The following is a 22,457-nucleotide window of genomic DNA, read 5'->3' on the forward strand; positions in this document are numbered from 1 at the left end:
CCGCCGCTGAACAAAATGCTCTGTGATGCCGTGAAAATGGTCGCCTACCGGGCCGAAACCGCCATGGTGGCGCTATTGCGTCGCCACTTGAAGAAGGAGGACGACGCGCGTGCGCTCATTCGCGAATTGTTCGTTTCTTCCGCCGACATCGAACCGAACGCTCTGGCCAACACCCTGACCATCAAAATTCACCGGATGGCCAGCCCAGCCCATGATCGCGCCATCGCCGCGCTCCTCGATGAACTCACCCTGCAAGATTTCCCGCATCCTGAAACTGGGGCAAAAATGATCTTCGCCCTCGTCTAAAGTGCCAACCGGGTTTCCTCCGAGATCAGGAAGTCTGAGCTTGTACATCTTGTAGCGCGATTCGAGCTTGAACTGCAGTTCCTCCAACCGCGGGTCCGCAGGCAGGACATCGAGATTGGGAAATGGCGAAGGCACGACGTAGGCGCCAATCTCGTCGTGAAAAAGCTTCAAGCCGAGCAAATCGTCGAAGAAATGCGCTAGCGTCTTCTCCTGCGTATCCAGCGCCTGACCGAGCAGATAGCGGGAAGAATTGGCCTGTGCGTCGAGGTCAATGAGCAGGGTCCGCCGCCCGCGCGCGGCGCCGACGGCGGCCAGATTGCAGGCGATCGTCGATTTCCCGACGCCACCCTTCTGATTGAAGACGACTCGGCGCATGACACTTCCCCTGTGCTTGAAATGGATTAGGCACGAGTTTAGTCCTTAGTCATCGGCGGGGAAAGCGCCGCGGTGCTTGCGGCGGGAAGCTAACGGTCATGACATGTCGAGACACCCCTGATGATGAAAGCCATGACCGTCCCCCCTCTGCCCCTGACCCTTCTCCCGCGAGGGAGAAGGGAGTTTCGTGAGTCGCTTGTGCGGCTTTCACAGTAAGGGCTGCGGGCCGGCGTCACGGGCCTCCGATCAGGCTATCCGCCTGGCAAGCCAGTCAACTCGCGCTGCGTCAGATAGAGGCGTAAATCGAACTCGAGCTGGTGATAGGCCGGCTCCATATGGCTGCACAGCAGGTAGAAAGCGCGGTCGTGCTCACGCTCCTTGAGATGCGCGAGTTCGTGCACGACGATCATTTTCAGAAACTCGGGTGGCGCTTCCTTGAACACGCTGGCGACGCGAATCTCGTGCTTGCGCTTGATCTTGCCGCCCTGCACCCGCGCCAGCTTGCCATTGCTTCCCAGGGCGTTGGCGGTGAGCTGCAGGCGACTGTCGAAAAGCACTTTCGCGGGCGAGTCGGCGTTGCGCAGAAAACGATTCTTGAGCGCCAGGGTGTAGTCGTACAAGGCGCCATCGCTGCGCACCTCATGCGTGCCCGGATATCTGGTGCGCAGCATCGCTGCCAGCTGGTCCTCGGCGATCGCCGCGCGTACCTACCGCTGCAGATCGTCCGGATAGCCCGCCAGGTAGCGCAACGGCAGCATGCTCAGCAAACGTCGGCGAGGACCTTGTGCAGCCAGGCTTCGACGTCCTGCAGTTCTTCGTAACAGACCGAGTGCTCGGCGGCGTAGCTGTGCCACTCAACCGCGTATTTCTCCGCTTTAAGCAGTTTGCAGGAACGCTTTCCGAAATCGAAGGGAATGACCGGATCGTTCTGCCCGTGCGCCATGAAGATCGGCACATCGCGATTCGCCTTGGAGGCCTCGCCAGCCAGCGTTTCGGTCATCGGCAGATAGCACGACAGCGCCAGGATTCCGGCCAGCCGCTGCGGATGGCGCAAGCCGGCATGCAGGGCAAGCACGCCGCCCTGCGAAAAACCGGCGAGAACGATGCGCGCGTCGGGAATACCGCGTTCGTTCTCGCGCGCGATCAGCGCCTCAACCTGTCGCGCCGACTGAGCCAGGTCTTCGGCCTCTTCCCTGCCCGGCGCGAAATCGGGCGAAATGATGTCGTACCAGGCGCGCATCACGAAACCGCCATTGATGGTCACCGCACGCATCGGTGCGTGCGGGAAGACGAAACGCAGCGCCGGCAACTGATCGAAATCGAACTCGTCGACGATCGGCTCGAAGTCGTGCCCGTCGGCACCGAGACCGTGCAGCCAGATCACGGCACACTTGGGAGATTCACCGGTCTGGCGTTCAACGCATGGCAGCAACAGGTCGTCGGCGTGGCTCACTTCTGAAGTCATGGAATTGATCCTTGTGCGGAGAAACGGCCGTCATTCTAGCAGGCTGCCTGCCCGGCATCGTCGGCTCGGCAAAGGGACGGGCTCGCAGACGAAGCGGAGGAAGCGAGGCGGGCCGCGCGGCGCGCAGAAGATCAGCCGCGTATGTTCGCGATGATTGCGCGGGTGATTGCCGCCGTGCCGTCCTCGCCACCGAACTCGATCGGCCAGATGGCGGACATCGTCTTGTCCACGGCGCGCTCGAGAATGCGTGCGCCGTGCGCCAGGCGCGGCTCGGTATGCTGATCGGCGAGCCAGTCGAGCATCAGGGCCGCCGCGAGGACTTGGGCGACCGGGTTGGCGCGACCCTTGCCGGCACAATCGTCTGCGCTACCATGGGCCGGTTGAAAGATTGCGTAGCGATCGCCAATGTCGGCCTTGGGCGCCAGACTCTGACTACCGGCAAGCGCCGCCGAGAAATCGGCAATGAGTCTGCCAAGAGCGTTCTCGGTGACCAGCACATCGAAATCCCAGGGGGCCTTGACGAGCTTGGCGGCGATCGCGTCGCCGTGCGCGTATTCCACCTCGACCTCGGGATGCGTCGCGGCAACTTCGCTGAACACCTTGCGAAAAAGGGCCATCGACGCCAGCAAATTGGCCTGGTCCACACAGGTCACCTTGCCCGGCCGGCGTTTGCTCTTGGCACGTCGCCCGGCCAGTTCGAAGGCAAACTCGACCACCCGGCGGCTGCCGTGGCGTGAAACAACCATCGTTTCCCGCACCCGGTCGTCTTCGAGCGTTCCGCAACCGTGCGACGAGAGCAAGCCTTCGCTCTGCTCACGAACCACCACCAGATCGATCTCGGCCGCGCGCTTGTCGCCCAAAACCAGCGGCAAACGCGGATAGCCGCGGATGGGGCGCAGACCGGCGTAAATATCCATCGCCATGCGCAAATCAAAGTGGGCAGAAACTTCGGTTCCATCGGGGTAACAAACCCGCGGTAGACCCATGGCCCCCAGGAGTACGGCGTCGGCGTCGCGGCACTCGGCTAGGGTGTCGTCCGCGAAGACGGCGCCGGTCTTTTCATAATGTCCAGCCCCCCCCTTCGCGCTGCCGGAAGTCGAAACTGATGCCACCCAGGCGTTCGCAAAGCACCTCAAGGATGCTCAGGCAGGACTGGACGACTTCGGGGCCGATGCCGTCGCCGGGTAGAACGGCGATCCGGAAACGTGGATTGTTGTACATGTTCTTCTTCCCATTCGTTCAGAAGGCGCAGGGGCCTGGGGGCCTGCGCAGAGGGCCGTGCCAGCAAGCTGCGGACAAAGCGCCCAGTGTTTGCGCGTCGGCGATCATTGACGGGCAAAAGGCGCTGGCGGTCAAGTGCTTTTGTCGGCTGGGCTGCATTTCAACAAGCGGGCGAAGGATCGGACGCCGGCACTTCTCCATCCACGCCTGGCGTGCTACGTTTGCCTTTCCCATCATCATCATCATCATCAGGAGGGTATCGACATGGCCTTCAATCCCGCATCGCGCGTCCAGGACTACCTCGTCTTCGGGGAATTCGGCGACGTCAATCCCTCGATCACCGACTCCTCGACCTATACCTTCCTGAGCCCGGAGCGAATGGAGGAGTTGTTCGAGCACGAGATCGAAGGCTGCTTCCTCTACTCGCGACACTTCAATCCAACCAACAAGTATCTCGCCAGCGCCCTGGAGCGCATGGAAGACGGCGAATCGGCGCAGGTCATGGCCTCGGGCATGGGCGCGATCAGTACCACTCTGATGACCCTGTGTGGTGCCGGCGACGAGATCGTCTGCGGGCGCAGCATCTATGGCGGCACCTACGCCCTGCTCAAGAACCTGCTGCCGCGCTTCGGCGTCAACACCTGCTTCGTCGACCTCGGCGACCACGACGCCGTGCGCGCAGCGATGACGCCACAGACCCGCGTCCTCTACTGCGAGTCGCTCAGCAACCCGCTGCTCGAAGTCGCCGACCTGCCGGCGCTGGCCGCCATGGCCCACGAACACGGCGCACAGCTGGTGGTCGACAACACCTTCACGCCGATGATCCTGTCACCATTGCGCCATGGCGCCGACATTGTCGTGCACAGCCTGACCAAGTTCGTCAATGGCACCAGCGACTGCGTCGCCGGCTGCGTCGTCGCTTCGCACGACTTCATTTCCCGCCTCACCGACATCAACGCCGGCCCAAGCATGCTGCTCGGGCCGGTGCTCGACAGCACCCGCGCAGCGAGCATCCTGAAGAATCTGCACAGCCTGCACATCCGCCTGCGCCAGCACGGCGCCAACGCCCTGTATTTGTCCAACCGGCTCGAAGAGCTGGGATACGCAGTGCACTACCCGGGCCTGGCCAGCCATCCGCACCATCAGCTGCTGACACAGCTGATGAACCCCGGTTACGGCTACGGCGGCATGCTGACTCTCGACGCCGGCGACCTCGCCGCCGCCAACCGCCTGATGACGCTGATGCAACGCGACAAGGTCGGCTACCTGGCCGTCAGCCTCGGCTATTTCAAGACCCTGTTCAACACTCCTGGGCACAGCACCTCTTCCGAGATCCCGCCCGCAGAACGCGAAGCGGCCGGCCTGCGCGAAGGCTTGATCCGCTTCTCGATCGGCCTCGACGAAGATATCGCCCAGACCACCGCGCGCATCGAAAACTGCCTCAGCGAAGCGAAAGTCCGCGGAAGTCTGTAGAATCCCGTCCCGGGCCTGTAGCTCAGTTGGTTAGAGCAGAGGACTTAGCGAAGTCAGCCTGGACATCGTCAGATGAGTGGCTGGCTTCATGGGTTGCCCGTCGGCAGCGGCACGCTGGTGGCGGGTAGAACTGGTCAAATTCGGTGGAAGCTGGTGCCTGCGGGCGACGCCAATACCGAGCCAAGCCCCCACCACTAACGCGGGGGAAGGTGTAGAGACTAGACGGCCAGCCTGTAACGGGAAGGTATAGTCCAGACCACAAACTCGCCAGAGGCGGCGAAAGCCGTAGTGGTAAGCATAATCCTTTGGTCCAGGGTTCAAGTCCCTGCGGGCCCACCAGACAAAAAGACCAACCCCTCATCGGGTTGGTCTTTTTTTGCGTACTGCCGCGTGTTTGCGGGGGGTCATGCGGGTTCTTGTGGACTTCGTCGTTTGGCTCGGGCGCCAGGAATTGGCCGTTTTCACTCTCTCCTGGCCATTTTTCTCTCCACGGTCGGTGTCCTCTAGAGGCTGAAGTCCACGAGCGCCACGAACTACCCCATTACGAATCAACAGCTTACACGTGGTCCAATCAAGCGGTTGATTCGTGGCATTGGTAGGCGGTGGAAATAGCGGTGCCAGTCCAGAGAGTGCGAAATGCCGTCAGGCGGCCAACTGGCGGACCGCACCCGGCCAGAAGTTGCCGCTCGCTTCGCTACTACGCTTCCCGCTTGCCGACCTTGGGGAATCGCCCCACGGGAAGGCGCAGAAAAAATCTACGTGGGCCGAATGGTCAGCGTGATTACCCTGGCGCCGGACATCGTGGCCGCCATCCTAGACGACACTTTACTGGCCCACGTCACGATGTTCGACCTAGCGGCGGATCCGCCAGCGCCGTGAGAAGAACCACATCGAAGGCTGTATGGATTTGGCTCACTTCACAGTACACTTCACATCTGGTCATTTTGCGTTTATGGTACGTAGTATGACTTCTATCGTGGATCCGTTCGTAGCTGCGTTGCCTGCGGAGGTGCCCCTCAAGGACGCCCCCCTCGTCCGCGTCATCGCACAATTCCGCTTCCCGGAAATCCTCTCGGTCGAGCAGCGAGACTTCGTGGCGCCTTTCCAAGAGGCGATCCGCAGGACGTATTCCGTGCTCCGGCAGGAGCAGACACAAGGGATTCTCTTGAGCCCCAGCGGCGCGGCTCCAGCGAAGTCGCAAATAGCGTGGCGTTTCAGCGACACGGAGGGGTTCTGGCGCGTTTCGCTCACCCCCGAGTTCTTAGCGCTCGAGACCACGAAATATGTGAGCCGTTCTGATTTCTTTGGCAGACTCAAGTCGCTTGCAGAAGCCCTCGACGAACACATCGAACCAGGCCAGCTCGATCGTCTTGGCGTCCGCTATATCGATCGCATTACCGGCGATGCGGTCGATGACATCGCCAAGTTGGTCCGTCCGGAGGTTCGCGGCATCACCGGAACGATCGCTGCCACGCACGCCGTGCATGCGCTTTCCGAGTCGATGTTCGAACTGCCGGAGGCGCGGGTGCTTGCTCGCTGGGGCTGCCTCCCCCCAGGTGCGACCGTCGATCCTGCCGCGATTGAGCCTGAGAACGAGAAGAGCTGGATTCTTGACCTCGACATGTTCAGCTCTGCTCCGATGCCGTTTATCGTCGAGGATGTCGTTGCGGAGGCACAGCGCTACGCCGAGCGCATCTACACGGTCTTCCGCTGGGCGGTGACAGACGACTTCCTTGTACGCTACGGAGGCAAGCCATGAGCAGCCTTGAGATGCATCCTACTGTCAATGCCACTTCCGCCGCTGGCGCAATGCTCATGCGGCAAGCTCGTGGGCCGGTACTTCTCGGGGTCATGCTTGCTGGCATCGGAACCTCGACCGCATATACGCTTCCGGCCGACACGGTACTGCATTCGCGGCGCGTAGCAGTTCAAACGACAGCCGGCACATCAGTGTCCGCGGCGACACCCTCGGGTTCCGCGATCGGCGAACTGCGGCGTGTGAGCGGCCTTACTTGGGATCAACTCGCACGTCTGTTCAACGTTAGCCGCCGGTCACTTCACTTTTGGGCGAGCGGCAAGTCGATGGCGCCAAGTAACGAGGAGCACCTCCAACGCCTCCTTACCGTGGTGCGGAAGGTTGACCGGGGTTCCGCGAGCGCCAACCGAGCGATATTGCTCGGTGTGCGCGAGGACGGAAACATGCCGTTCGATTTGTTGGCAGAGGGGGGCTACGAGCGCGTTCTCTCGCTGCTCGGGCCAGGCGAGGGACGCCGGGTTTCGCCGCTGAAGCTCTCGGAAGATGCGCGTACAGCACGTGCACCGCAATCGCCGGAGGAACTCGTCGGCGCGCTCCACGACCGCATTCATCGCGATGGCGGGACAACCCGTGCGGCGAAGAGTGTGAGGGTTCGGGGTGGCGGCTGAGAGTGAGCAGGACCCGCTGATTAGATCGATCGACCACATTCTCGCGGCGTGGCGCCAGGGGGACTGCGCCCTGGGTGAGCATTGGTTCGTGCACCGGCTCGACAAGTCGATCGCTGTGACCGACGCTGGCCGAGTTGCTGCCGAGGCAGGTGCAGATCTGGCCGAGCAGGAAGTCCCGGGATTCGTCGTCGTCACTCAGACATGCGATGTTGTTCGTTCGTGCGCCGAGCGCCCCTTCGTCGAGATCTGCCCACTTGTCGAAGTCGATGATGATCGACTTCGCGAGATCCAACGGGGTCGGCGCCCCGCCTACGCGTTCGTGGTACTACTTTCAGCGCGCAGGCTCGTTGCCGACCTCGATCGTGTGATGACTGTTGAGAAGCCCCTCGTGGCAACGTGGGAGCGTACTCCAGGGTGGAGCACCGATGCCGAAGCCCGAGCCTTCGCGCTCGCGCTATCGCGAAAGCGCGTCCGCTTCGCTTTCCCGGACGACTTCACAGCGCTTGCGAGGAAGCTCCAAAGCCGTATGGCGAACAAGCACGAGAAGAACACCGACGAGGGCCACGGCCTTCGAGCGCTTCGCGAGATCCGTGTGCTCGCCTCGCCTTCGTGGGACGCACCTCAGGTTGACATCTTCTTCTGGTTCGTCCGCAATGAAAGTGACGCGGACGCCGAGGGAAAGAACTGGGCGGACCTCTTGAAGGAGTGGCTCAAGCTAGTACCGACGACGGGCCGGTTCAAGTCCATCGAAGGCCAAGTCCTCACGTTGCCGGACATGAATGCCGGGGAGTATGTCGACAGCGATCCACTCGATCTTGACCACCTGTCAGCTGGATTGAGTTCCAACGACGGCTGTCCGCAAGCATGATAGTCGCCTTTGGGTCGCCCTGCGGGCACCACCCCGGACGGCTCGCGACGAGTCTATCACTCCGCCGGCAGGTTCTCGCCAACCACACCAATTCGCTTGCGCTGCTCCTCCCACAACACCGGCGGACTGATCGCCAGATCATGCACGCCAACCTGATGCGGCAAGGACTCATCCAGGATGGCCGCGATGATATCGGGCGCCAGCGTGGTCAGGTTGAGCATTCGGCACATGTAGCTGTTGTCGATCTTCTCCCGGGCGGCGAGCTCGGTGATCGACTTGGCTTCGCCCGATTCGAGCATTGCCAACCAGTGATGGCCGCGTGCCAGTGCCAGTTGCATCGGCGTGGCGGCGACATCCCAGGGCCTGGGCTGGGCGGCTTCACCGTTCGGCAAGGTAACCAGTTTCCGCCCGCTGCGGTGCTTGATTTGTATCGGCACCGACAGGGTCAACCTGCCGTCGCTGGCGGCGATGACATCTGACGCCCCGGTCCTGCGGATGCGAATCCCGTTCACGCGAGCACCTCCTGGCGCCGTTCGGCGGGTGCCGGGCGAAGATCCTGCACCAGACGTTCGATGCCATTGGCGCGCAGGCGTACTTCCAGATCGGTGGGCGAAACGATCACCTTCTCGACCAGGAGCCGGACGATCCGCGTCTGCTCGGCGGAAAACAACTGGTCCCAGATCACGTCGAGCCGCGTCATGGCCACGGTCACCTTGGCTTCGTCCAGGGTCGGATCCAGTTTGCTCGCCTGCGACAGCATGTCACCGACCATCGCCGGTGTGCGCAGGATGCCGCGTAGTTGTTCGAGCACTGCCGACTCCAGCTCTGCCGCCGGCAAGCGTGGCAGACCGGACGCTCCGGCCTGCTCCTTGGTATCGCGCATCGGGATGTAATACCGGTAGCGGCGTCCGTTACTCTTCTTCGTCGTGTGCCAGGGCGACAAGGCCCGCCCGTCATGGCCAAATACGATGCCCTTGAGCAGGAAGGGCACGACCGCTCGCGTCGCGTTGCCGCGCATCCGGCAATTGGTGGCGAGAATCGCATGCACGCTGTCCCACAACTCGCGTTTGATGATTGGCGGGTGCGCCGCCGGAAACCACTCACTCTTGTGCCGCAGTTCGCCGAGGTAGGTGCGGCTGTGCAGCAACTTGTAGATCATCCCCTTGTCGATCGGCTTCCCCTCGCGGACCCTGCCGTCCTGAGTGGTCCAGGCCTTCGAGGTGACGCCGTCGAGCTTCAGTTCGTTGAACAGCGAGGTGCTGGAGCCGAGTTCGACGAAGCGCTGAAAGATGTGCCGGATGAGTTTCGCCTCGCGTTCGTTGGGGACCAGTCGCCGGTTCTCGACGTTGTAGCCCAGCGGCGGCACGCCCCCCATCCACATGCCCTTGCGCTTGCTGGCGGCGATCTTGTCGCGGATCCGCTCGCCGGTGACCTCACGCTCGAACTGCGCGAACGACAGCAGGATGTTGAGCATCAGGCGACCCATCGAGGTCGTGGTGTTGAACTGCTGGGTCACCGAGACGAAGGAAACACCGTAGCGTTCGAAGACTTCCACCATCTTGGAGAAGTCCGCCAGGCTGCGGGTCAGGCGATCGATCTTGTAGATCACGACCACGTCGATCTTGCCGGCCTCGATGTCGACGATCATGCGCCGGAGTGCCGGACGCTCCATGTTCCCACCCGAGAAAGCGGGGTCATCGTAGTCGTCTGCCACCGGAATCCAGCCCTCGGCGCGTTGGCTGGCGATATAGGCGTGACCGGCGTCGCGCTGTGCATCGATGGAGTTGTACTCCTGGTCCATCCCTTCGTCGGTGGACTTGCGTGTGTAGACGGCGCAGCGCACGCGCCGCTTAAGGGCTTCGCTCATCGCCGTAGTCCTTTCCTGGTGGACACTTCCGGCTTGGCCGGGCCTTTGAGTCCGAAGAAGAGCGGTCCCGACCATCGTGTTCCGGTGATCTCGCGCGCGATCATCGAGAGGCTCGGGTACATCCGGCCGTTGAACTCGTACTGCCCGTCGGCGGTGGCGACCACACAGTATTCGACGTCGCGGTATTCACGCGTCAGCACGGTGCCTGCTGCCGGTCGGGTGTCGCGATCGCTTTTCTCGACCTTGCCCGTTTCGAGGAGCGCTGCAATTCGACGCTGGTTTCTCTCCAGCAGTTTGGCATCGACCTTGCGAAACTCCACTTCCTGCAAGCGGTAGGCGATGCGGCGTTCCAGGAACGGCCGGTTATAGTTGGGCGTGTCGGCGCCGAACAGCTTCTGCCAGAGCGCCTTGATCTCTGGCATCTTGAGTTCGGGCAAACGGCCGATCTGCGCCACGACCGACGGCGGCGTAGCGGGAGTACGCGGGGAGATGTTCATTATGACTCCGTTCTATTCCTTGTTGACGGGGTGTGAATGAACGCGCTGGTGGCCGGAGAAGGCAAGCTCAAACTCGTTCTCTCGGGCCGCAGGCTCTACGACGCCGCGAAGACGGGCCAGCCCATTGGCCAGCAATGATGCGATCTCGATCCGACGCTGCTCCGGCGTCATGCGCTCCGGGGGCAGGTGGCTGACCTGGCCGTCGCTTCGCGCCGCTTCGCTCTCGGCTCGTAACGAGGCACATCGTTTTATCTCACGCATCGGTATCGGCCCTCTCCGTCAAAATCGCTTGAAAGCGTAATTGTCCGGATGAAGCGCCACCGACACCACGAGGGAACTGCGGGCGTTTGCGGAGCGCTGATGCGCCACGCGGGAAGGCCGGTCAGACGGCTACCGAATGATCGGCTGCCCGCAGCGCTCGAACCGGTCGATGGTGGATTCGAGCCCCTCGTCCTCCTCGTCGAGATCCTCCTGGCGCCGGTAACGCCGCTCGGCGTCCGGCAGCAACAGAATGCCCAGGGTGAGTCGATACTGGTCGGAGACGAAGCTCATTTCCGTCAGGGGCATCTCGGCCGGTTCGCGTGGAAACCAGCAGTTGGCCCGGATCCCATTGACCTCGGCCTGGGCTACCCGATTGCGGTTGTCGAACACTGATCGCGTTGGCACCGCGATCGTCCGCTTACGTGTCGCCAGATACACGCCTGACTTGAACGCGGCCTCATTCGCGCGCGCCCAAAGCACGAAGTCGTCACGAACTGCGAGCACGACGGCGCGCCTGGGAGCGAACTCGACCCACTTGAGCATCGCCGCCATCAGGGACACTTCGTAACGTTCCGCGCAGTGACTCAACAGCCCAAACGATGCTGCTTCGCCGGCGACCTGATCGCGAAAATCGTCCGTCGGCATCAAGAAGGTCGCCGCAAACTCGTCGGCCTCCTTTTCGATACCGGCTTCGACGGCGTCCCATTCGACCATGTCGGCATCACTGCACGAGAAGGCGTCGCGCTTCTGGCGATGGAGGAGATAGTGGCCAAACTCATGGGCCTGGGTGAAGCGGATCCGACCCGGCGATGCGTCGGCATCGTTGTAGAGGATCTGCCACCGGGTTCGCGCCTTGTTCGGCCGCAGCATCCCTTCAAATCCGGGTAGGTCAGCGCCTTTGATCTCGGTAATGGGATCCGCGGGAAAGCGCTGTCTCGTGTAGTCGGTGATGATTTCTGCGAGCGGGATGGGCAGCGGATAGACCCCGCCAAAGGCCGGCTTGATGACCTTGGCCAGGAGATCGTTGGCTGTCGCCTTGGGCGATTTCGGTGCGTCACTCATTCTCGCAACGTTACTCGTCGTCGAAGGCGTCCATGATCTTGCGAATCTTCTTCTTCACGTCAGGTTCTAGCTTTCGGTACCGGCGGAAAAATGCTTCATCGACAATCTCCTCGTCCGGTGTCAGATCGTCGCGCTGATCCAGCAGGAATTCCGGCGTGACTTCCAGCGCCGCGGCAATCCGGCCGATCTTGTCGGCTGACGGCCTGGGGACATCCTTGTTCTCCAACTCCCAGATGTAACTCTTGCTGGAGTCGGTGAGTTCCGCCAGTTGTTCGAGGCTTAGCTTCTTTTCCTTGCGCAGGGCTCGCATCTTGTCACCCAGGGGTGATGGCACCGCTTTCTCCTCAGTGGTCCGTATCAGGCCAAAAATCATACCATCGTACCGAACGTTTGCGTACCTGTTTGACAAGACACACAAGGCTCATGGATAATCAAAAAATGTTCGGCGCACCGAACGTAATCGGTCTACACACCACAATGTCAAGAATGGGCTGCTCGGGCTGATAGTCACCTGATCAACACCTTGCAAAGGGGAATGTCGATGAACGATGCAGAAAATCTCTCCAAACTGCTCGGCCACCTGCCGCCGGCGGTCTTTAGTGAATTCATGGCCGATGAGTTCGATCTGGCGATGCCGGAGTTACATGGGAAGCAGGCCAAGCGAGAACAGCGGGCCGGCATGAACGAAGCCCTCTCGGCCCTCGCGGTCAGCGAGAGGCAGCCGATCGAAGAGGTGGCCGAACGTATCGTGCTGATGTCGGACGGTGCCGGGCAGGATGTCATCGAGGGTTTTCGCGACGACATCTTTGACAATGCCGGCCGGGAGACCTTCGCCGCGATACGCAACCAGTATGAACGTGCCCTGTGGCTTTACCTTCATGAGCCCGCGGTCTTCAAGGAGGCACTGGATGCCCGGCAGGCCGACGTCTTCCGCCAAAGCCCGTCGTGCTACTCCGGTTTCATGGCCCCCAAGAGCCTCTCCATCAAAGACGATGAGGCCTCGAGGGTCGCTTTTCATCAGACCGTCGCCGAACATCTGGGCTGCGCGGTCGATGCGGTGGCCGTCCAGATTTTCAAGCGACTGCGTCCCGACACGCAGACCGGCGAGGACGTCGCCCTGTATCAGGTCAGCATTCACCACAACCGCCCGCCGGAGATCATCGACTGCGTCCATGACAGCGAACTCGTCGCTCAAGAGGTGATCAGGGCTGTCTCTTCGCACATCACCTACGAACCTGCCCAGGGTCATCTGGAAGTGCTGTCCAAGGACAACGATGGCCGCGAGACGCTGGCCCGGATCGTGGCAGATGCCTTGCTGCAATCACCGATCTCCGGCGAGAAAATTCCGCTGAAGCAGTACGACTATCAGAGTCTCGCCGCGCCACGCAACTTCGACCTGGCCGGGGAGAACGTGGCATTCGTCAAGGTAGTCGAACTCGGGTACGCCGCGTTGAACCACCGCTCGCTGCTGGTGAAGATCTGGTCGACGGATGCCGACGACATTCACGCCGCTGCGCGGGAGCTGATCAGCCCCACGTTCGACTTTCGCCATCACCACCTGCACTACGCCAAGCTCTCCATCCGCCTGAAAAAAGTCGGCAACGAACGCGCACGGACGATCACCATCATCTTGCGCGAGGACAACAAGTGCAGCATCAAGACCAAGCGTGAGAAGGACCGGGCATTGTGCGACCGCCTGCTCGCCAAGTGGCATCTGGTGAAGGAGATCGGCGATGTTACCAATGCCCCTGTCGACGCGGTCGCTGCTTGAGTTGCTCGACCTCTTCGAGCGATCCAGCCAGTCGATCAGCGATACGGCAGGCCAACGCCTGCGCGGCGTGCCCGGATGGGACGTCTTCCACAACACGCCCCTGTCCGCCCGGGAACTAGCAGACTGGACGGAGTGCGTCGGTTACGCCGGGTGCTATCCGGCGCCCTGCGGTGACGAGCGAGTGCCGGTCGAACTGCATGAGGACAGCGATCCGACGCGCTACCGCTATCGGTGTCCGGAGACGTTTCGCAGGAAATCCGTCGCGGCGACAGAGGTGGCGGTCTACGCCGTTCACGTGCCGATGCTCCTCCATGTCATCGCCGACCTGCTCGACGTGCCGCAAGCCCTTCGCCGGGGCATCGAGTCGCCGTTACTGGGCGGCCATCTCTGGAAGGTTGGCAAGGCCCGAATCGGACCGGCCCTTACCGACGTCTGGTTTGTGCGCAGCCTTGCGTCCTGCATCGATGAGCTGTTCCGCCATTTTACGAGCAGGCCCTGCCGGATCAGGGCCTCATCGTGTCCTCCGGCATGGGGCCGCCGGACTTCGTACGGCCGCCGCGAAGCTACCGTTTTGCTTCCCTGCACGACGTGATCGTCGACTACGTCCCGGAACCACGCATGGACGTCGACCTCCTTCATCGCATTCTGACCAGTCCGGCCGACGGCACGCTTCGTCCCGTGCTGCCGGTGCACTTCGACGAGTACACGAACATGCTCACGATCCGCAGCAAGACGAGACCCTGGCACATCAAGGGCCAGCGCCAGGCTGCCGCGGTCAAGTACCTTTACCAGCAGGTGTGCAACGACCGGTGGCTCGTGGAAGCCAGGGAGATTCTCGCTGCTGCGTACCCGGACAAGGAAACCGGCAAGAGCACGCGGATGCAGAGCCTGTTCAGCGCCAATGGCGCATGGAAGGACTACATCGTCAACCCTGAAAAGGGGCGGTACGGATTTCGACTGGATTGACCCCGCCACAAGCAGTACGGACAACCGCCTTCGGGCGGTTTTTTTGCTTTCTAGGACACGAATTTCCCCATCCAGCCGCGCCCGTACACCAGCCCGTACATGGCGGCGCTAGATGCCCGTACACCTCGACCCAAAAAATGACGGCACGTTTTCGCAATCACCAGAAAGGAGAAAAACGTGCCTGTCAAACACCTCAACCAAGGCCAACTGGCGGACCGATGGGACGTCAGCGAGGCCACCCTCGAACGCTGGCGAACCGCGGGCATCGGCCCCGTCTATCTGAAACTTCAAGGGCGCGTGCTGTACCGCGTCGAGGACGTCGAAGCGTTCGAAACCGCCAGTCTGCACCGTAGCACCAGCGAGCGCGTCGCCGCTGGAGGTGCCGCATGAGTTCCGGCTCCCTCCATCACCTCCTGGCTACCCCAGCCAGCCAACTCGCCGAGCAGCCCAGCCAGGCGCTGTTTCAGATCAAGAGCGACGCCGCCGATCTGCTCGCAGCCGCCAAGACCATCGTCGAGCACGTCGACCGGGCCGTGGAGTTGAAGTACGTCCACCGCGCCCGGCAGCTGCGCCTCGCCGCCGGCAAGGACAGCGGCGTCGTGCACTTCGACGACGACCAGGTGCGCATCACCGCAGACCTACCGAAGAAAGTCGAGTGGGACCAGAAGCAACTGGCCGACATCACCCGCCGTATCGCCGCCAGTGGTGACGACCCGTCCCAATACGTCGAGGTCACCTACCGCGTCTCCGAAGCCAAATTCAACGCCTGGCCGGAGTCGCTCAAGAGCGCCGTCGCCCCGGCACGCGCCCTCAGAACCGGCAAGCCGGGATTCCGTCTCGCCCTGCTCAAAGGAGCAACCGAATGAGCCTCCCCATCATCAGCGCCGATCAGCGCCTCGCAGAAAAGCGCGGCGTCAAGGGCGTCCTCGTCGGCAAGAGCGGCATCGGCAAGACGTCGCAACTGTGGACCCTCAATCCGACGGCGACGCTGTTCTTCGACCTCGAGGCCGGCGACCTGGCGGTCGAGGGCTGGGCCGGAGACACCCTCCGCCCACGCACCTGGCAGGAATGCCGCGATTTCGCGGTGTACATCGGCGGACCGAATCCAGCTCTGCGCGAAGATCAACCGTACAGCCAGGCGCACTTCGACGCGGTCTGCGCTCGCTTTGGCGAACCGTCGGTCCTCGACCGCTACGACACGGTGTTCGTCGACTCGATCACCGTCGCCGGCCGGCTCTGCCTGCAATGGTGCAAAGGCCAGCCGCAGGCTTTTTCGGACAAGACCGGCAAACCCTACAGCCGCGGCGCCTACGGTTTGATGGGCCAGGAAATGATCGCTTGGCTCACTCACCTCCAGCACACGCGTGGCAAGAACGTCTGGTTCGTCGGCATCCTCGACGAGAAGCTCGATGACTTCAATCGCCGTGTGTTCTCGCTGCAAATCGACGGTTCCAAGACCGGCCTCGAACTGCCCGGCATCGTCGATGAGGTCATCACTCTCGCCGAACTGAAAGCCGACGACGGCACGAGCTACCGCGCGCTCGTCTGCCACACGCTGAACGCCTGGGGCTACCCGGCCAAGGACCGCTCCGGGCGACTCGATCCGATCGAGGAACCTCATCTCGGCCGCCTGATGGCAAAGATCGCCGGCCCGGCCAAGCCCGCAACCGAGCGACTCGACTTCGCTCGCCCCGCTGCCACTCCACCCCTTCCGACGCAGGAGTCCTGATCATGAGCTATTTCGATTTCAACTCGGCTTCCGAGCAAGCCAGCTTCGACCTGATTCCGAAGGGCACCCTCGTCCACGTCCGGATGACCGTTCGGCCCGGAGGCTTCGATGATCCCGCGCAGGGTTGGACCGGGGGCTACGCGACGCGCAACGCACAGACCGGATCGGTCTATCTCAACTGCGAGTTCGTCGTCCTGGAAGGTGAGTTCGCCCGGCGCAAGCTGTGGTCGCTGATCGGACTCTCCAGCCCCAAAGGTCCAGAGTGGGCGAACATGGGCCGCAGCTTCATGAAGGCGATCCTCAACTCGGCACGCGGCATTCATCCCGCCGACAACAGTCCCGCGGCGCAGAACGCCCGCCGCATCGCTGGATTCGCCGAACTCGACGGCATCGAGTTCCTGGGCAAGGTGGACTGGGAGAAGGATCAGCACGGGCAGGACAAGAGCGTCATCAAGTCGGCCGTCACGCCGGATCACAGGGACTATGCCGCGCTGATGGGTGCTGCCCCACGCGCACCCGCGGCGTCGGGCGGCTTCGGCAGCGGTGCGCCGGCCACGCCGATGGCACCCGCAGCCTCCACCCCGCCAGCGGCGTTCCGCGTTCCCACGCGTCCCGCCTGGGCACAGTGAGGAGGCACGGCCATGATGCTCCGACCGCGCCAGCGCGAATTCGTCACCCGTTCCATCGAAGCCCTGCGACTCCACGGCAACACCCTCGGGGTCGCTCCGACAGGCAGCGGCAAGACGATATGCCTCTCCGGCACCGCCGGTGAGTTCCTCACTCATCCCGACGCCAAGGCCTGCGTGCTGGCCCACCGCGACGAACTCACCGCACAGAACCGGAGCAAGTTCTCGCGGGTAAATCCTGGCATCGCGACGTCGGTGTTCGATTCCCACCAAAAATCCTGGGCCGGCCAGGCCACCTTCGCGATGGTCCAGACGCTGGTGCGCAATCTGGATCAGATGCCGACCCTGGACCTGCTGGTCATCGACGAGGCCCACCATTGCGCCGCGCCGACCTATCGGCAGGTCATCGACAAGACGCTCGCCAGAAATCCCAAGGCGCTGATCTACGGCGTCACGGCAACGCCCAATCGCGGCGATGGCAAAGGCCTGCGCGAGGTGTTCTCGAACGTCGCTGACCAGATCCGCCTCGGAGAACTCATCCGTTCCGGCCACTTGGTGTCACCCCGCACCTTCGTCATCGACGTAGGCACCCGCGAGGCACTCGACTGGGTGAAGAAACTCGCCGAGGACTACGACATGAACGCTGTGGCCTCGATCATGAACAACGCCCCGGTCAATGAAGCCGTCGTGCGGCACTGGAAGGACAAGGCCGCCGGTCGCAAGACCATCGCTTTCGGCGCCACCGTTGCCCATGCCGAAGCCGTTCGCGACGCCTTCCTCGCCGGCGGCGTGGCAGCGGCCGTCGTGCATGGCGAGATGTCCGAGGCAGATCGCAAGGCGACGCTCGCCGTCTTCGAGACCGGGACTACCACGGTCCTCGTCAATGTCGCGGTGTTGACCGAAGGCTACGACTACACACCAACCGCCTGCATCGTCCTCTTGCGCCCGAGTTCCTACAAATCGACGCTGATCCAGATGGTCGGACGCGGGCTGAGGGTTGTCGATCCCGCCGAGCATCCCGGCGTGGTCAAGACCGACTGCATCGTCCTCGACTTTGGGACGGCCTCGCTCAAGCACGGCAGCCTGGAGCAGGAAGTCGATCTCGATGGATTCGAGACCGGTGGCGAGGCCCCGACCAAGACCTGTCCCGCATGCGACGCCGAGATCCCGCAAGCGTCGCGCGAGTGTCCGCTGTGCGGGCACCTCTTCGAACGGGAAGAGACGGGCGACGAGAAAGCCGCTCTCGAAGACTTCGTGATGAGCGAGATCGATCTCCTGAAGCGCTCGAACTTCTCGTGGTGCGATCTCTTCGGGGACGACTGTGCCCTGCTCGCCGCGGGTTTCAAGGCCTGGGCCGGAGTGTTCTTCCTCGAAGGCCGCTGGTACGCGATCGGTGGCCACGGGACAGTGCCGGTTCGGCTCCTGGGTGTCGGCGAACGCACGGTGTGCCTGGCGCAGGCCAACGACTGGCTCAACGATCTGGAAACGGATGACGCCGCCCACAAATCCCGGCGCTGGCTGAGCGAGGTGCCGACCGAGAACCAGTTGCGCTATCTGCCACCAGCGCTGCGCGGCGATTTCGGCCTGACCCGCTACCAGGCGTCGGCACTGCTGACGTTCCGGTTCAACAAGCACGCGATTCAGCGGGTCGTTCATGCCGCCAATCAGCATCACCTGGAGGCCGCATGACATGTGCCCTCTGCTCTCGCGAAGCGCGCGGCTTCGGCATCTTCAACCCCGCGCTACAGCGCACCGATCCGCGGCGCTTCCTGGAGCGCTGGGTGTTCTGTTCGATGCGCTGCATGGAGGCGTTCTCCAAAGTCATGGAACGGCTGACCGGACTTCAGGAGGGCGCTGTGCTTGATCCCTCCGATCTGGAAATTGCCGCCATGCGCGCCGCACTGGCGCCCCTCGGCGACTACGTCGCTTCCATCGGCATGGAGCGACCCCTGGCCGACTACGGCAAGGGGGAAGTCCTGCGTCTGGTCGAGGTCGTGATCGACGCCTATCAGGCGCACATGCTCATCGAGCACGAACGCCTGGCGGCGACCGATCGCGCCTTTCTCGAACAGCGCCTTGCTGCCCAACCCTTGCCGGTGTCCGGCGCCAATTCAAGGATCCCGTTCTGATGATCGATCTGAACCATCAACCGAAGTTTCACGAGAAGGTCACCGCGCTCGTGGATGCCGCCCTGCAGGCGGAGAACGCCGCCCGAGAAAGGCGTCGCTACCTCGGCGCGTCCCGCTTGGGCATTGCCTGCGAGCGCGCCCTGCAGTTCGAGTATGCCGATGCCCCGGTGGATGCGGGCGCCGAGTTTGCCGGCCGCACGCTGCGCATCTTCGACGTCGGGCATGCCCTCGAAGAACTCGCCATTCGCTGGCTGCGGCTGGCCGGATTTGAACTCCACACCCGACGCAAGGAGGGTGGGCAGTTCGGTTTCTCCGTGGCCAACGGTCGCATCCAGGGGCACGTCGACGGCATCTTCAGTGACGGCCCGGCCGAGCTGGGCCTCTCGTATCCCATGTTGTTCGAGTGCAAGACGATGAACGATCGCAACTGGAAGGCGTGCGTCAAGTCCGGCGTGGCGGTCAGCAAGCCCGTCTATGCGGCGCAGATCGCCGTCTATCAGGCTTATCTGGAGTCGTCGATTCCCGGCATCTCTGCCCACCCGGCGCTGTTCACCGCGATCAACAAGGATACCCAGGAACTGTGGTGCGAGCTCGTGCCGTTCGATGGCGGCTTGGCACAGCGCATGTCAGACCGCGCGGTGCGGGTGATCCAGGCCACCGAAGCGGGAGAACAACTGCCACGTATCGCCATCGAGCCCGGCTACTACGAGTGCAAGTACTGCGCCTGGGCCCATCGCTGCTGGAGGTCGTCATGAATACCGCGACCCCTGAGTTTGACGTGCGCTCGATCCATCGCCGCCAGAAACCTCTGGTCGGGACTCCATCCATCGAGCGTCTGCTGCTGCGCCAGGTGAGCCTCGTCTGTCCGGAATCACGCCTGTGCGTGAGCGTCATCAAGCAGGCCTTCGTCGACCTGTGCAGTTCATCCTGGGGCATCCGTCGTGACGCTCGGCGCTTCTTCCACGACGGTCGCCTGACGTTCTGGTGCGACCTGGTCGACCTCAACCCGGAATTCGTGCGCGAGATCGCCTTGAAGACCGGCTATCTCCCCGCACAAGAAACGCTGAAGAAGGAAGCCTCATGATTGATCTGAACGACCCCCTCGACACCTGCGCCTCGCCCCAAAAGCTGCAGGAATCCGACCGCGACGAACTCCGCGCCGGCTTGCTGGCCCGCCTGGAGAGCGTGTTGTTGGTCCTGTTTCCGGCAGGCGTCGTGCGCCACGGCAGGTTTCTCATCGGCGACGTGTTCGGCAATCCCGGTGAGAGCCTGGAAGTCGTCCTTACCGGCGAGAAGGCAGGGCTCTGGACCGATCGTGCCACCGGCGACGGCGGCGACCTCTTTGCGTTGATTGCGGCCCATCGTGGGATTGACGCCCGCACCCACTTTCCGAGGGTGCTCGAAACCGCCCGTGAATTGCTCGGGCGCGCGCCCGCCGCTCTGCCGACCAGGCGGCGGAAGGAAGCGCCGGTCGACGATCTCGGCCCGCACACGGCCAAGTGGGACTATTTCACGGCTGAGGGCCAACTCATCGCCTGTGTCTATCGCTACGACCCACCGGGCCGGAAGAAGGAGTTCCGGCCGTGGGACGCGCAGCGCCAGAAGATGGCCCCGCCCGATCCCAGGCCACTCTACAACCAGCCGGGCCTGGCCAAAGCCGACAGCGTGGTGCTCGTCGAAGGCGAGAAATGCGCGCAGGCGCTGATCGACACCGGCGTCGTGGCGACGACCGCGATGCATGGCGCGAATGCTCCTGTGGAGAAGACTGACTGGACGCCGCTGAACTGCAAGCGTGTGCTGATCTGGCCCGACCTCGACAAAGCGGGGTGGGACTATGCCCTGGCCGCCGCCGATGCCGTGCTGATGGTCGGCGCACGGTCTTGCGAAGTCTTGATGCCGCCCGACGACAAAGCACAGGGCTGGGATGCGGCCGATGCGCTGGCGGACGGGTTCGATGTGCCGACCTTTCTGGCCAGTGGTCCCCGCATCACCATTCAACCACCGTTCCAGGAGTGCGCCGAGGAACCCGACGAGAATGCGGTCTGGGCAACCGACGATGCGCTGGCTCTGTCCTTCACCCGGCGTTATGCCAAGGACTGGCGCTACTGCGCCCAGTGGGGCAAGTGGCTGGTGTGGACGGGCAACCGCTGGCAGCCGGACGACACACTGCTGGTCACGCACCTCATGCGGCACATCTGTCGCGAAGCGGCCATCAAGGCGAGTTCGCACCGGCTGGCCGCGAAGCTGGCTTCCAGTAGCACGGTGAACGGCGTGGAGCGTCTCGCCCGCAGCGAACGTCGGCACGCCTCGACATCGGACGAATGGGACAGCGATCCCTGGCTCGCCAATGCACCCGGTGCTGTCATCGACCTGCGCACGGGCAAACTGCGGCCGCACGACCGTGCCGACCGGATGACCAAGATCACCACCGCCACGCCGAACGGCGCTTGTCCGCGGTGGCTCTCGTTCCTGTCCGACATCACCCGCGGCGACGCGGATCTGATGACCTATCTGCAACGGGTTGTCGGCTACTGTCTGACCGGCGTCACGTCCGCGCACGCCTTGTTCTTCCTCTACGGCACCGGGGCCAATGGCAAGTCGGTGTTCGTGAACGTGATCACCACCATCCTCGGGGACTACGCCGCCAACGCGCCGATGGATACGTTCATGGAAGCACGCACTGACCGGCATCCGACCGACCTCGCGGGGCTTCGCGGCGCCCGTTTCGTCTCCTCAATCGAAACCGAGCAAGGGCGGCGCTGGAACGAGTCGAAGGTGAAAGCGATCACCGGCGGTGACAAGGTGTCCGCGCGCTTCATGCGGCAGGACTTCTTCGAGTATCTGCCGCAGTTCAAGCTGGTGATCGCGGGCAACCATAACCCGTCGATTCGCAACGTGGATGAGGCGATGAAGCGCCGGCTGCACCTGATCCCCTTCACCGTGACGATTCCGCCGGAACGTCGCGACGGACAGCTCACCGAGAAACTGCTCCGGGAGCGCGACGGCATTTTGGCGTGGGGCGTTGAGGGATGTCTCCTGTGGCAACAGCACGGGTTGAAGCCGCCAAAGGTCGTCGTCGACGCCACCGACGAGTATTTCGATGAAGAGGACGCCATCGGCGAATTCATTGAGGAGGAATGCCAGCGCTCCCGAGAAGCGCGCGTATCCGTCGCAGACATCTTTCGGCGCTGGCAGGAATGGGCCAATCGGCGCGGCGAATACATCGGCACCAGTCGCTGGTTGATGCAGCAACTCTGCAATCGAGGCTTCGAGCGCAGGCGGCTGACTGGCGGAGTGAAGGGCGTCTCCGGCCTGTCGCTCAAGCCGAAAGACTATGGCGAGCGACTCCCTTACCGAGACGATTGATGCCCCGGGTGACCAGAGGAGACCCTCCTGCACTATGACTCTGTTTACACA

The 22,457-nt window shown here is 62.8% G+C and carries 25 protein-coding genes and 3 pseudogenes; 18 read left to right on the forward strand and 10 right to left on the reverse strand.

Features of this window, described 5'->3' with window-relative positions:
- Nucleotides 1–306 (forward strand): putative transposase (locus E4Q23_RS24050; protein WP_248595511.1); only part of this gene is annotated, 306 nt, incomplete at its 5' end.
- Between the two features lie 33 nt (nucleotides 307–339).
- Here E4Q23_RS24050 and E4Q23_RS24055 read toward each other — a convergent pair.
- The 5 genes and pseudogenes from E4Q23_RS24055 to E4Q23_RS24060 all read right to left on the reverse strand — a co-directional run.
- A pseudogene (locus E4Q23_RS24055) lies at nucleotides 340–681 on the reverse strand (ParA family protein); the annotation flags it as partial.
- A 251-nt stretch (nucleotides 682–932) separates the two neighbouring features.
- Nucleotides 933–1,439: pseudogene (locus E4Q23_RS16175) on the reverse strand (YgjP-like metallopeptidase domain-containing protein).
- Nucleotides 1,440–1,441: 2 nt separating this feature from the next.
- Nucleotides 1,442–2,146 (reverse strand): alpha/beta hydrolase, encoded by a 705-nt coding sequence (locus tag E4Q23_RS16180; RefSeq protein ID WP_169067594.1) that lies wholly within the window; start codon nucleotides 2,144–2,146, stop codon nucleotides 1,442–1,444.
- A gap of 131 nt (nucleotides 2,147–2,277) precedes the next feature.
- Entirely contained in the window at nucleotides 2,278–3,258 is a 981-nt protein-coding gene (locus E4Q23_RS16185; RefSeq protein ID WP_336511714.1) for an isocitrate/isopropylmalate family dehydrogenase, read from the reverse strand.
- Nucleotides 3,206–3,367 carry an isocitrate/isopropylmalate family dehydrogenase gene (locus E4Q23_RS24060; protein WP_248595506.1) on the reverse strand — a complete coding sequence of 54 codons (162 nt, stop codon included), beginning with the start codon at nucleotides 3,365–3,367 and terminating at the stop codon, nucleotides 3,206–3,208. The genes E4Q23_RS16185 and E4Q23_RS24060 overlap by 53 nt, the downstream gene beginning before the upstream one ends.
- Before the next feature lie 264 nt (nucleotides 3,368–3,631).
- Between E4Q23_RS24060 and E4Q23_RS16190 the strand changes: the two genes are divergently transcribed.
- The 5 genes and pseudogenes from E4Q23_RS16190 (at nucleotide 3,632) to E4Q23_RS16205 (ending at nucleotide 8,132) form a co-directional block, all read left to right on the forward strand.
- Nucleotides 3,632–4,840 (forward strand): aminotransferase class I/II-fold pyridoxal phosphate-dependent enzyme, encoded by a 1,209-nt coding sequence (locus tag E4Q23_RS16190; RefSeq protein ID WP_169067595.1) that lies wholly within the window; start codon nucleotides 3,632–3,634, stop codon nucleotides 4,838–4,840.
- Between the two features lie 726 nt (nucleotides 4,841–5,566).
- A pseudogene (locus E4Q23_RS24065) lies at nucleotides 5,567–5,719 on the forward strand (LacI family transcriptional regulator); the annotation flags it as partial.
- Between the two features lie 85 nt (nucleotides 5,720–5,804).
- The gene (locus tag E4Q23_RS16195) at nucleotides 5,805–6,599 is read left to right on the forward strand and encodes a TIGR04255 family protein (RefSeq protein ID WP_169067596.1); all 795 of its coding nucleotides are present in this window, start codon (nucleotides 5,805–5,807) and stop codon (nucleotides 6,597–6,599) included.
- Nucleotides 6,596–7,264 carry an XRE family transcriptional regulator gene (locus tag E4Q23_RS16200; protein WP_169067597.1) on the forward strand — a complete coding sequence of 223 codons (669 nt, stop codon included), beginning with the start codon at nucleotides 6,596–6,598 and terminating at the stop codon, nucleotides 7,262–7,264. Before E4Q23_RS16195 ends, E4Q23_RS16200 begins: the two co-directional genes overlap by 4 nt.
- Entirely contained in the window at nucleotides 7,254–8,132 is an 879-nt protein-coding gene (locus E4Q23_RS16205) for a hypothetical protein (protein ID WP_169067598.1), read from the forward strand. Before E4Q23_RS16200 ends, E4Q23_RS16205 begins: the two co-directional genes overlap by 11 nt.
- A gap of 56 nt (nucleotides 8,133–8,188) precedes the next feature.
- On the opposite strand, the gene E4Q23_RS16210 is transcribed toward E4Q23_RS16205, so the two are convergent.
- The 5 genes from E4Q23_RS16210 to E4Q23_RS16230 all read right to left on the reverse strand — a co-directional run bounded on the left by E4Q23_RS16210 (nucleotide 8,189) and on the right by E4Q23_RS16230 (nucleotide 12,153).
- Entirely contained in the window at nucleotides 8,189–8,644 is a 456-nt protein-coding gene (locus E4Q23_RS16210; protein ID WP_169067599.1) for a LacI family transcriptional regulator, read from the reverse strand.
- Nucleotides 8,641–9,999 (reverse strand): recombinase family protein, encoded by a 1,359-nt coding sequence (locus E4Q23_RS16215; protein WP_169067600.1) that lies wholly within the window; start codon nucleotides 9,997–9,999, stop codon nucleotides 8,641–8,643. Before E4Q23_RS16215 ends, E4Q23_RS16210 begins: the two co-directional genes overlap by 4 nt.
- Nucleotides 9,996–10,496, reverse strand: coding sequence for a DUF2924 domain-containing protein (locus E4Q23_RS16220; RefSeq protein WP_169067601.1), 501 nt, complete (start codon nucleotides 10,494–10,496; stop codon nucleotides 9,996–9,998). The genes E4Q23_RS16215 and E4Q23_RS16220 overlap by 4 nt, the downstream gene beginning before the upstream one ends.
- 390 nt (nucleotides 10,497–10,886) lie before the next feature.
- Entirely contained in the window at nucleotides 10,887–11,819 is a 933-nt protein-coding gene (locus E4Q23_RS16225) for an ImmA/IrrE family metallo-endopeptidase (protein WP_169067602.1), read from the reverse strand.
- A gap of 10 nt (nucleotides 11,820–11,829) precedes the next feature.
- The gene (locus tag E4Q23_RS16230; RefSeq protein ID WP_169067603.1) at nucleotides 11,830–12,153 is read right to left on the reverse strand and encodes a helix-turn-helix domain-containing protein; all 324 of its coding nucleotides are present in this window, start codon (nucleotides 12,151–12,153) and stop codon (nucleotides 11,830–11,832) included.
- Between the two features lie 207 nt (nucleotides 12,154–12,360).
- On the opposite strand from E4Q23_RS16230, the gene E4Q23_RS16235 reads away from it, so the two are divergent.
- The 12 genes from E4Q23_RS16235 to E4Q23_RS16285 all read left to right on the forward strand — a co-directional run bounded on the left by E4Q23_RS16235 (nucleotide 12,361) and on the right by E4Q23_RS16285 (nucleotide 22,406).
- Nucleotides 12,361–13,590, forward strand: a complete 1,230-nt coding sequence (locus tag E4Q23_RS16235; protein ID WP_169067604.1) for a hypothetical protein — start codon at nucleotides 12,361–12,363, stop codon at nucleotides 13,588–13,590.
- A complete protein-coding gene (locus E4Q23_RS24070) occupies nucleotides 13,553–14,182 on the forward strand; it encodes a hypothetical protein (protein WP_248595507.1) in 630 nt (209 codons plus the stop codon). Before E4Q23_RS16235 ends, E4Q23_RS24070 begins: the two co-directional genes overlap by 38 nt.
- Before the next feature lie 26 nt (nucleotides 14,183–14,208).
- The gene (locus tag E4Q23_RS24075; protein WP_248595508.1) at nucleotides 14,209–14,556 is read left to right on the forward strand and encodes a hypothetical protein; all 348 of its coding nucleotides are present in this window, start codon (nucleotides 14,209–14,211) and stop codon (nucleotides 14,554–14,556) included.
- 177 nt (nucleotides 14,557–14,733) lie between these two features.
- Entirely contained in the window at nucleotides 14,734–14,946 is a 213-nt protein-coding gene (locus tag E4Q23_RS16245) for a helix-turn-helix domain-containing protein (protein WP_169067605.1), read from the forward strand.
- Nucleotides 14,943–15,422 carry a hypothetical protein gene (locus E4Q23_RS16250; RefSeq protein ID WP_169067606.1) on the forward strand — a complete coding sequence of 160 codons (480 nt, stop codon included), beginning with the start codon at nucleotides 14,943–14,945 and terminating at the stop codon, nucleotides 15,420–15,422. Before E4Q23_RS16245 ends, E4Q23_RS16250 begins: the two co-directional genes overlap by 4 nt.
- Complete coding sequence (locus E4Q23_RS16255; protein ID WP_169067607.1) at nucleotides 15,419–16,285, forward strand: ATP-binding protein; 867 nt, start codon at nucleotides 15,419–15,421, stop codon at nucleotides 16,283–16,285. The genes E4Q23_RS16250 and E4Q23_RS16255 overlap by 4 nt, the downstream gene beginning before the upstream one ends.
- 2 nt (nucleotides 16,286–16,287) lie before the next feature.
- On the forward strand, nucleotides 16,288–16,914 hold the full coding sequence (locus E4Q23_RS16260; protein WP_211203798.1) for a hypothetical protein: 627 nt from the start codon (nucleotides 16,288–16,290) through the stop codon (nucleotides 16,912–16,914).
- A 12-nt stretch (nucleotides 16,915–16,926) separates the two neighbouring features.
- Nucleotides 16,927–18,600: a DEAD/DEAH box helicase gene (locus tag E4Q23_RS16265; protein WP_169067608.1), complete on the forward strand. Its 1,674-nt coding sequence runs from the start codon at nucleotides 16,927–16,929 to the stop codon at nucleotides 18,598–18,600.
- Nucleotides 18,597–19,040: a DUF6511 domain-containing protein gene (locus E4Q23_RS16270; RefSeq protein ID WP_169067609.1), complete on the forward strand. Its 444-nt coding sequence runs from the start codon at nucleotides 18,597–18,599 to the stop codon at nucleotides 19,038–19,040. The genes E4Q23_RS16265 and E4Q23_RS16270 overlap by 4 nt, the downstream gene beginning before the upstream one ends.
- Nucleotides 19,040–19,795: a hypothetical protein gene (locus tag E4Q23_RS16275; RefSeq protein ID WP_169067610.1), complete on the forward strand. Its 756-nt coding sequence runs from the start codon at nucleotides 19,040–19,042 to the stop codon at nucleotides 19,793–19,795. Before E4Q23_RS16270 ends, E4Q23_RS16275 begins: the two co-directional genes overlap by 1 nt.
- Entirely contained in the window at nucleotides 19,792–20,124 is a 333-nt protein-coding gene (locus E4Q23_RS16280; protein WP_169067611.1) for a hypothetical protein, read from the forward strand. Before E4Q23_RS16275 ends, E4Q23_RS16280 begins: the two co-directional genes overlap by 4 nt.
- Nucleotides 20,121–22,406, forward strand: a complete 2,286-nt coding sequence (locus E4Q23_RS16285; protein WP_169067612.1) for a phage/plasmid primase, P4 family — start codon at nucleotides 20,121–20,123, stop codon at nucleotides 22,404–22,406. Before E4Q23_RS16280 ends, E4Q23_RS16285 begins: the two co-directional genes overlap by 4 nt.
- The last annotated feature ends 51 nt before the right edge of the window (nucleotides 22,407–22,457 follow it).

Origin of the sequence: Candidatus Accumulibacter phosphatis (assembly GCF_012939955.1) — a bacterium.
GTDB lineage: Bacteria > Pseudomonadota > Gammaproteobacteria > Burkholderiales > Rhodocyclaceae > Accumulibacter > Accumulibacter delftensis.

Excerpts from the sequence above, each read along its gene's own strand:
- E4Q23_RS16180 (WP_169067594.1), bottom strand. The coding sequence starts at position 2,146 with ATGACTTCAGAAGTGAGCCACGCCGACGACCTGTTGCTGCCATGCGTT.
- E4Q23_RS24060 (WP_248595506.1), bottom strand. The coding sequence starts at position 3,367 with ATGTACAACAATCCACGTTTCCGGATCGCCGTTCTACCCGGCGACGGC.
- E4Q23_RS16190 (WP_169067595.1), top strand. The coding sequence starts at position 3,632 with ATGGCCTTCAATCCCGCATCGCGCGTCCAGGACTACCTCGTCTTCGGG.
- E4Q23_RS16195 (WP_169067596.1), top strand. The coding sequence starts at position 5,805 with ATGACTTCTATCGTGGATCCGTTCGTAGCTGCGTTGCCTGCGGAGGTG.
- E4Q23_RS16200 (WP_169067597.1), top strand. The coding sequence starts at position 6,596 with ATGAGCAGCCTTGAGATGCATCCTACTGTCAATGCCACTTCCGCCGCT.
- E4Q23_RS16215 (WP_169067600.1), bottom strand. The coding sequence starts at position 9,999 with ATGAGCGAAGCCCTTAAGCGGCGCGTGCGCTGCGCCGTCTACACACGC.
- E4Q23_RS16220 (WP_169067601.1), bottom strand. The coding sequence starts at position 10,496 with ATGAACATCTCCCCGCGTACTCCCGCTACGCCGCCGTCGGTCGTGGCG.
- E4Q23_RS16225 (WP_169067602.1), bottom strand. The coding sequence starts at position 11,819 with ATGAGTGACGCACCGAAATCGCCCAAGGCGACAGCCAACGATCTCCTG.
- E4Q23_RS16235 (WP_169067604.1), top strand. The coding sequence starts at position 12,361 with ATGAACGATGCAGAAAATCTCTCCAAACTGCTCGGCCACCTGCCGCCG.
- E4Q23_RS24070 (WP_248595507.1), top strand. The coding sequence starts at position 13,553 with ATGTTACCAATGCCCCTGTCGACGCGGTCGCTGCTTGAGTTGCTCGAC.
- E4Q23_RS24075 (WP_248595508.1), top strand. The coding sequence starts at position 14,209 with ATGGACGTCGACCTCCTTCATCGCATTCTGACCAGTCCGGCCGACGGC.
- E4Q23_RS16250 (WP_169067606.1), top strand. The coding sequence starts at position 14,943 with ATGAGTTCCGGCTCCCTCCATCACCTCCTGGCTACCCCAGCCAGCCAA.
- E4Q23_RS16255 (WP_169067607.1), top strand. The coding sequence starts at position 15,419 with ATGAGCCTCCCCATCATCAGCGCCGATCAGCGCCTCGCAGAAAAGCGC.
- E4Q23_RS16260 (WP_211203798.1), top strand. The coding sequence starts at position 16,288 with ATGAGCTATTTCGATTTCAACTCGGCTTCCGAGCAAGCCAGCTTCGAC.
- E4Q23_RS16265 (WP_169067608.1), top strand. The coding sequence starts at position 16,927 with ATGATGCTCCGACCGCGCCAGCGCGAATTCGTCACCCGTTCCATCGAA.
- E4Q23_RS16270 (WP_169067609.1), top strand. The coding sequence starts at position 18,597 with ATGACATGTGCCCTCTGCTCTCGCGAAGCGCGCGGCTTCGGCATCTTC.
- E4Q23_RS16275 (WP_169067610.1), top strand. The coding sequence starts at position 19,040 with ATGATCGATCTGAACCATCAACCGAAGTTTCACGAGAAGGTCACCGCG.
- E4Q23_RS16280 (WP_169067611.1), top strand. The coding sequence starts at position 19,792 with ATGAATACCGCGACCCCTGAGTTTGACGTGCGCTCGATCCATCGCCGC.
- E4Q23_RS16285 (WP_169067612.1), top strand. The coding sequence starts at position 20,121 with ATGATTGATCTGAACGACCCCCTCGACACCTGCGCCTCGCCCCAAAAG.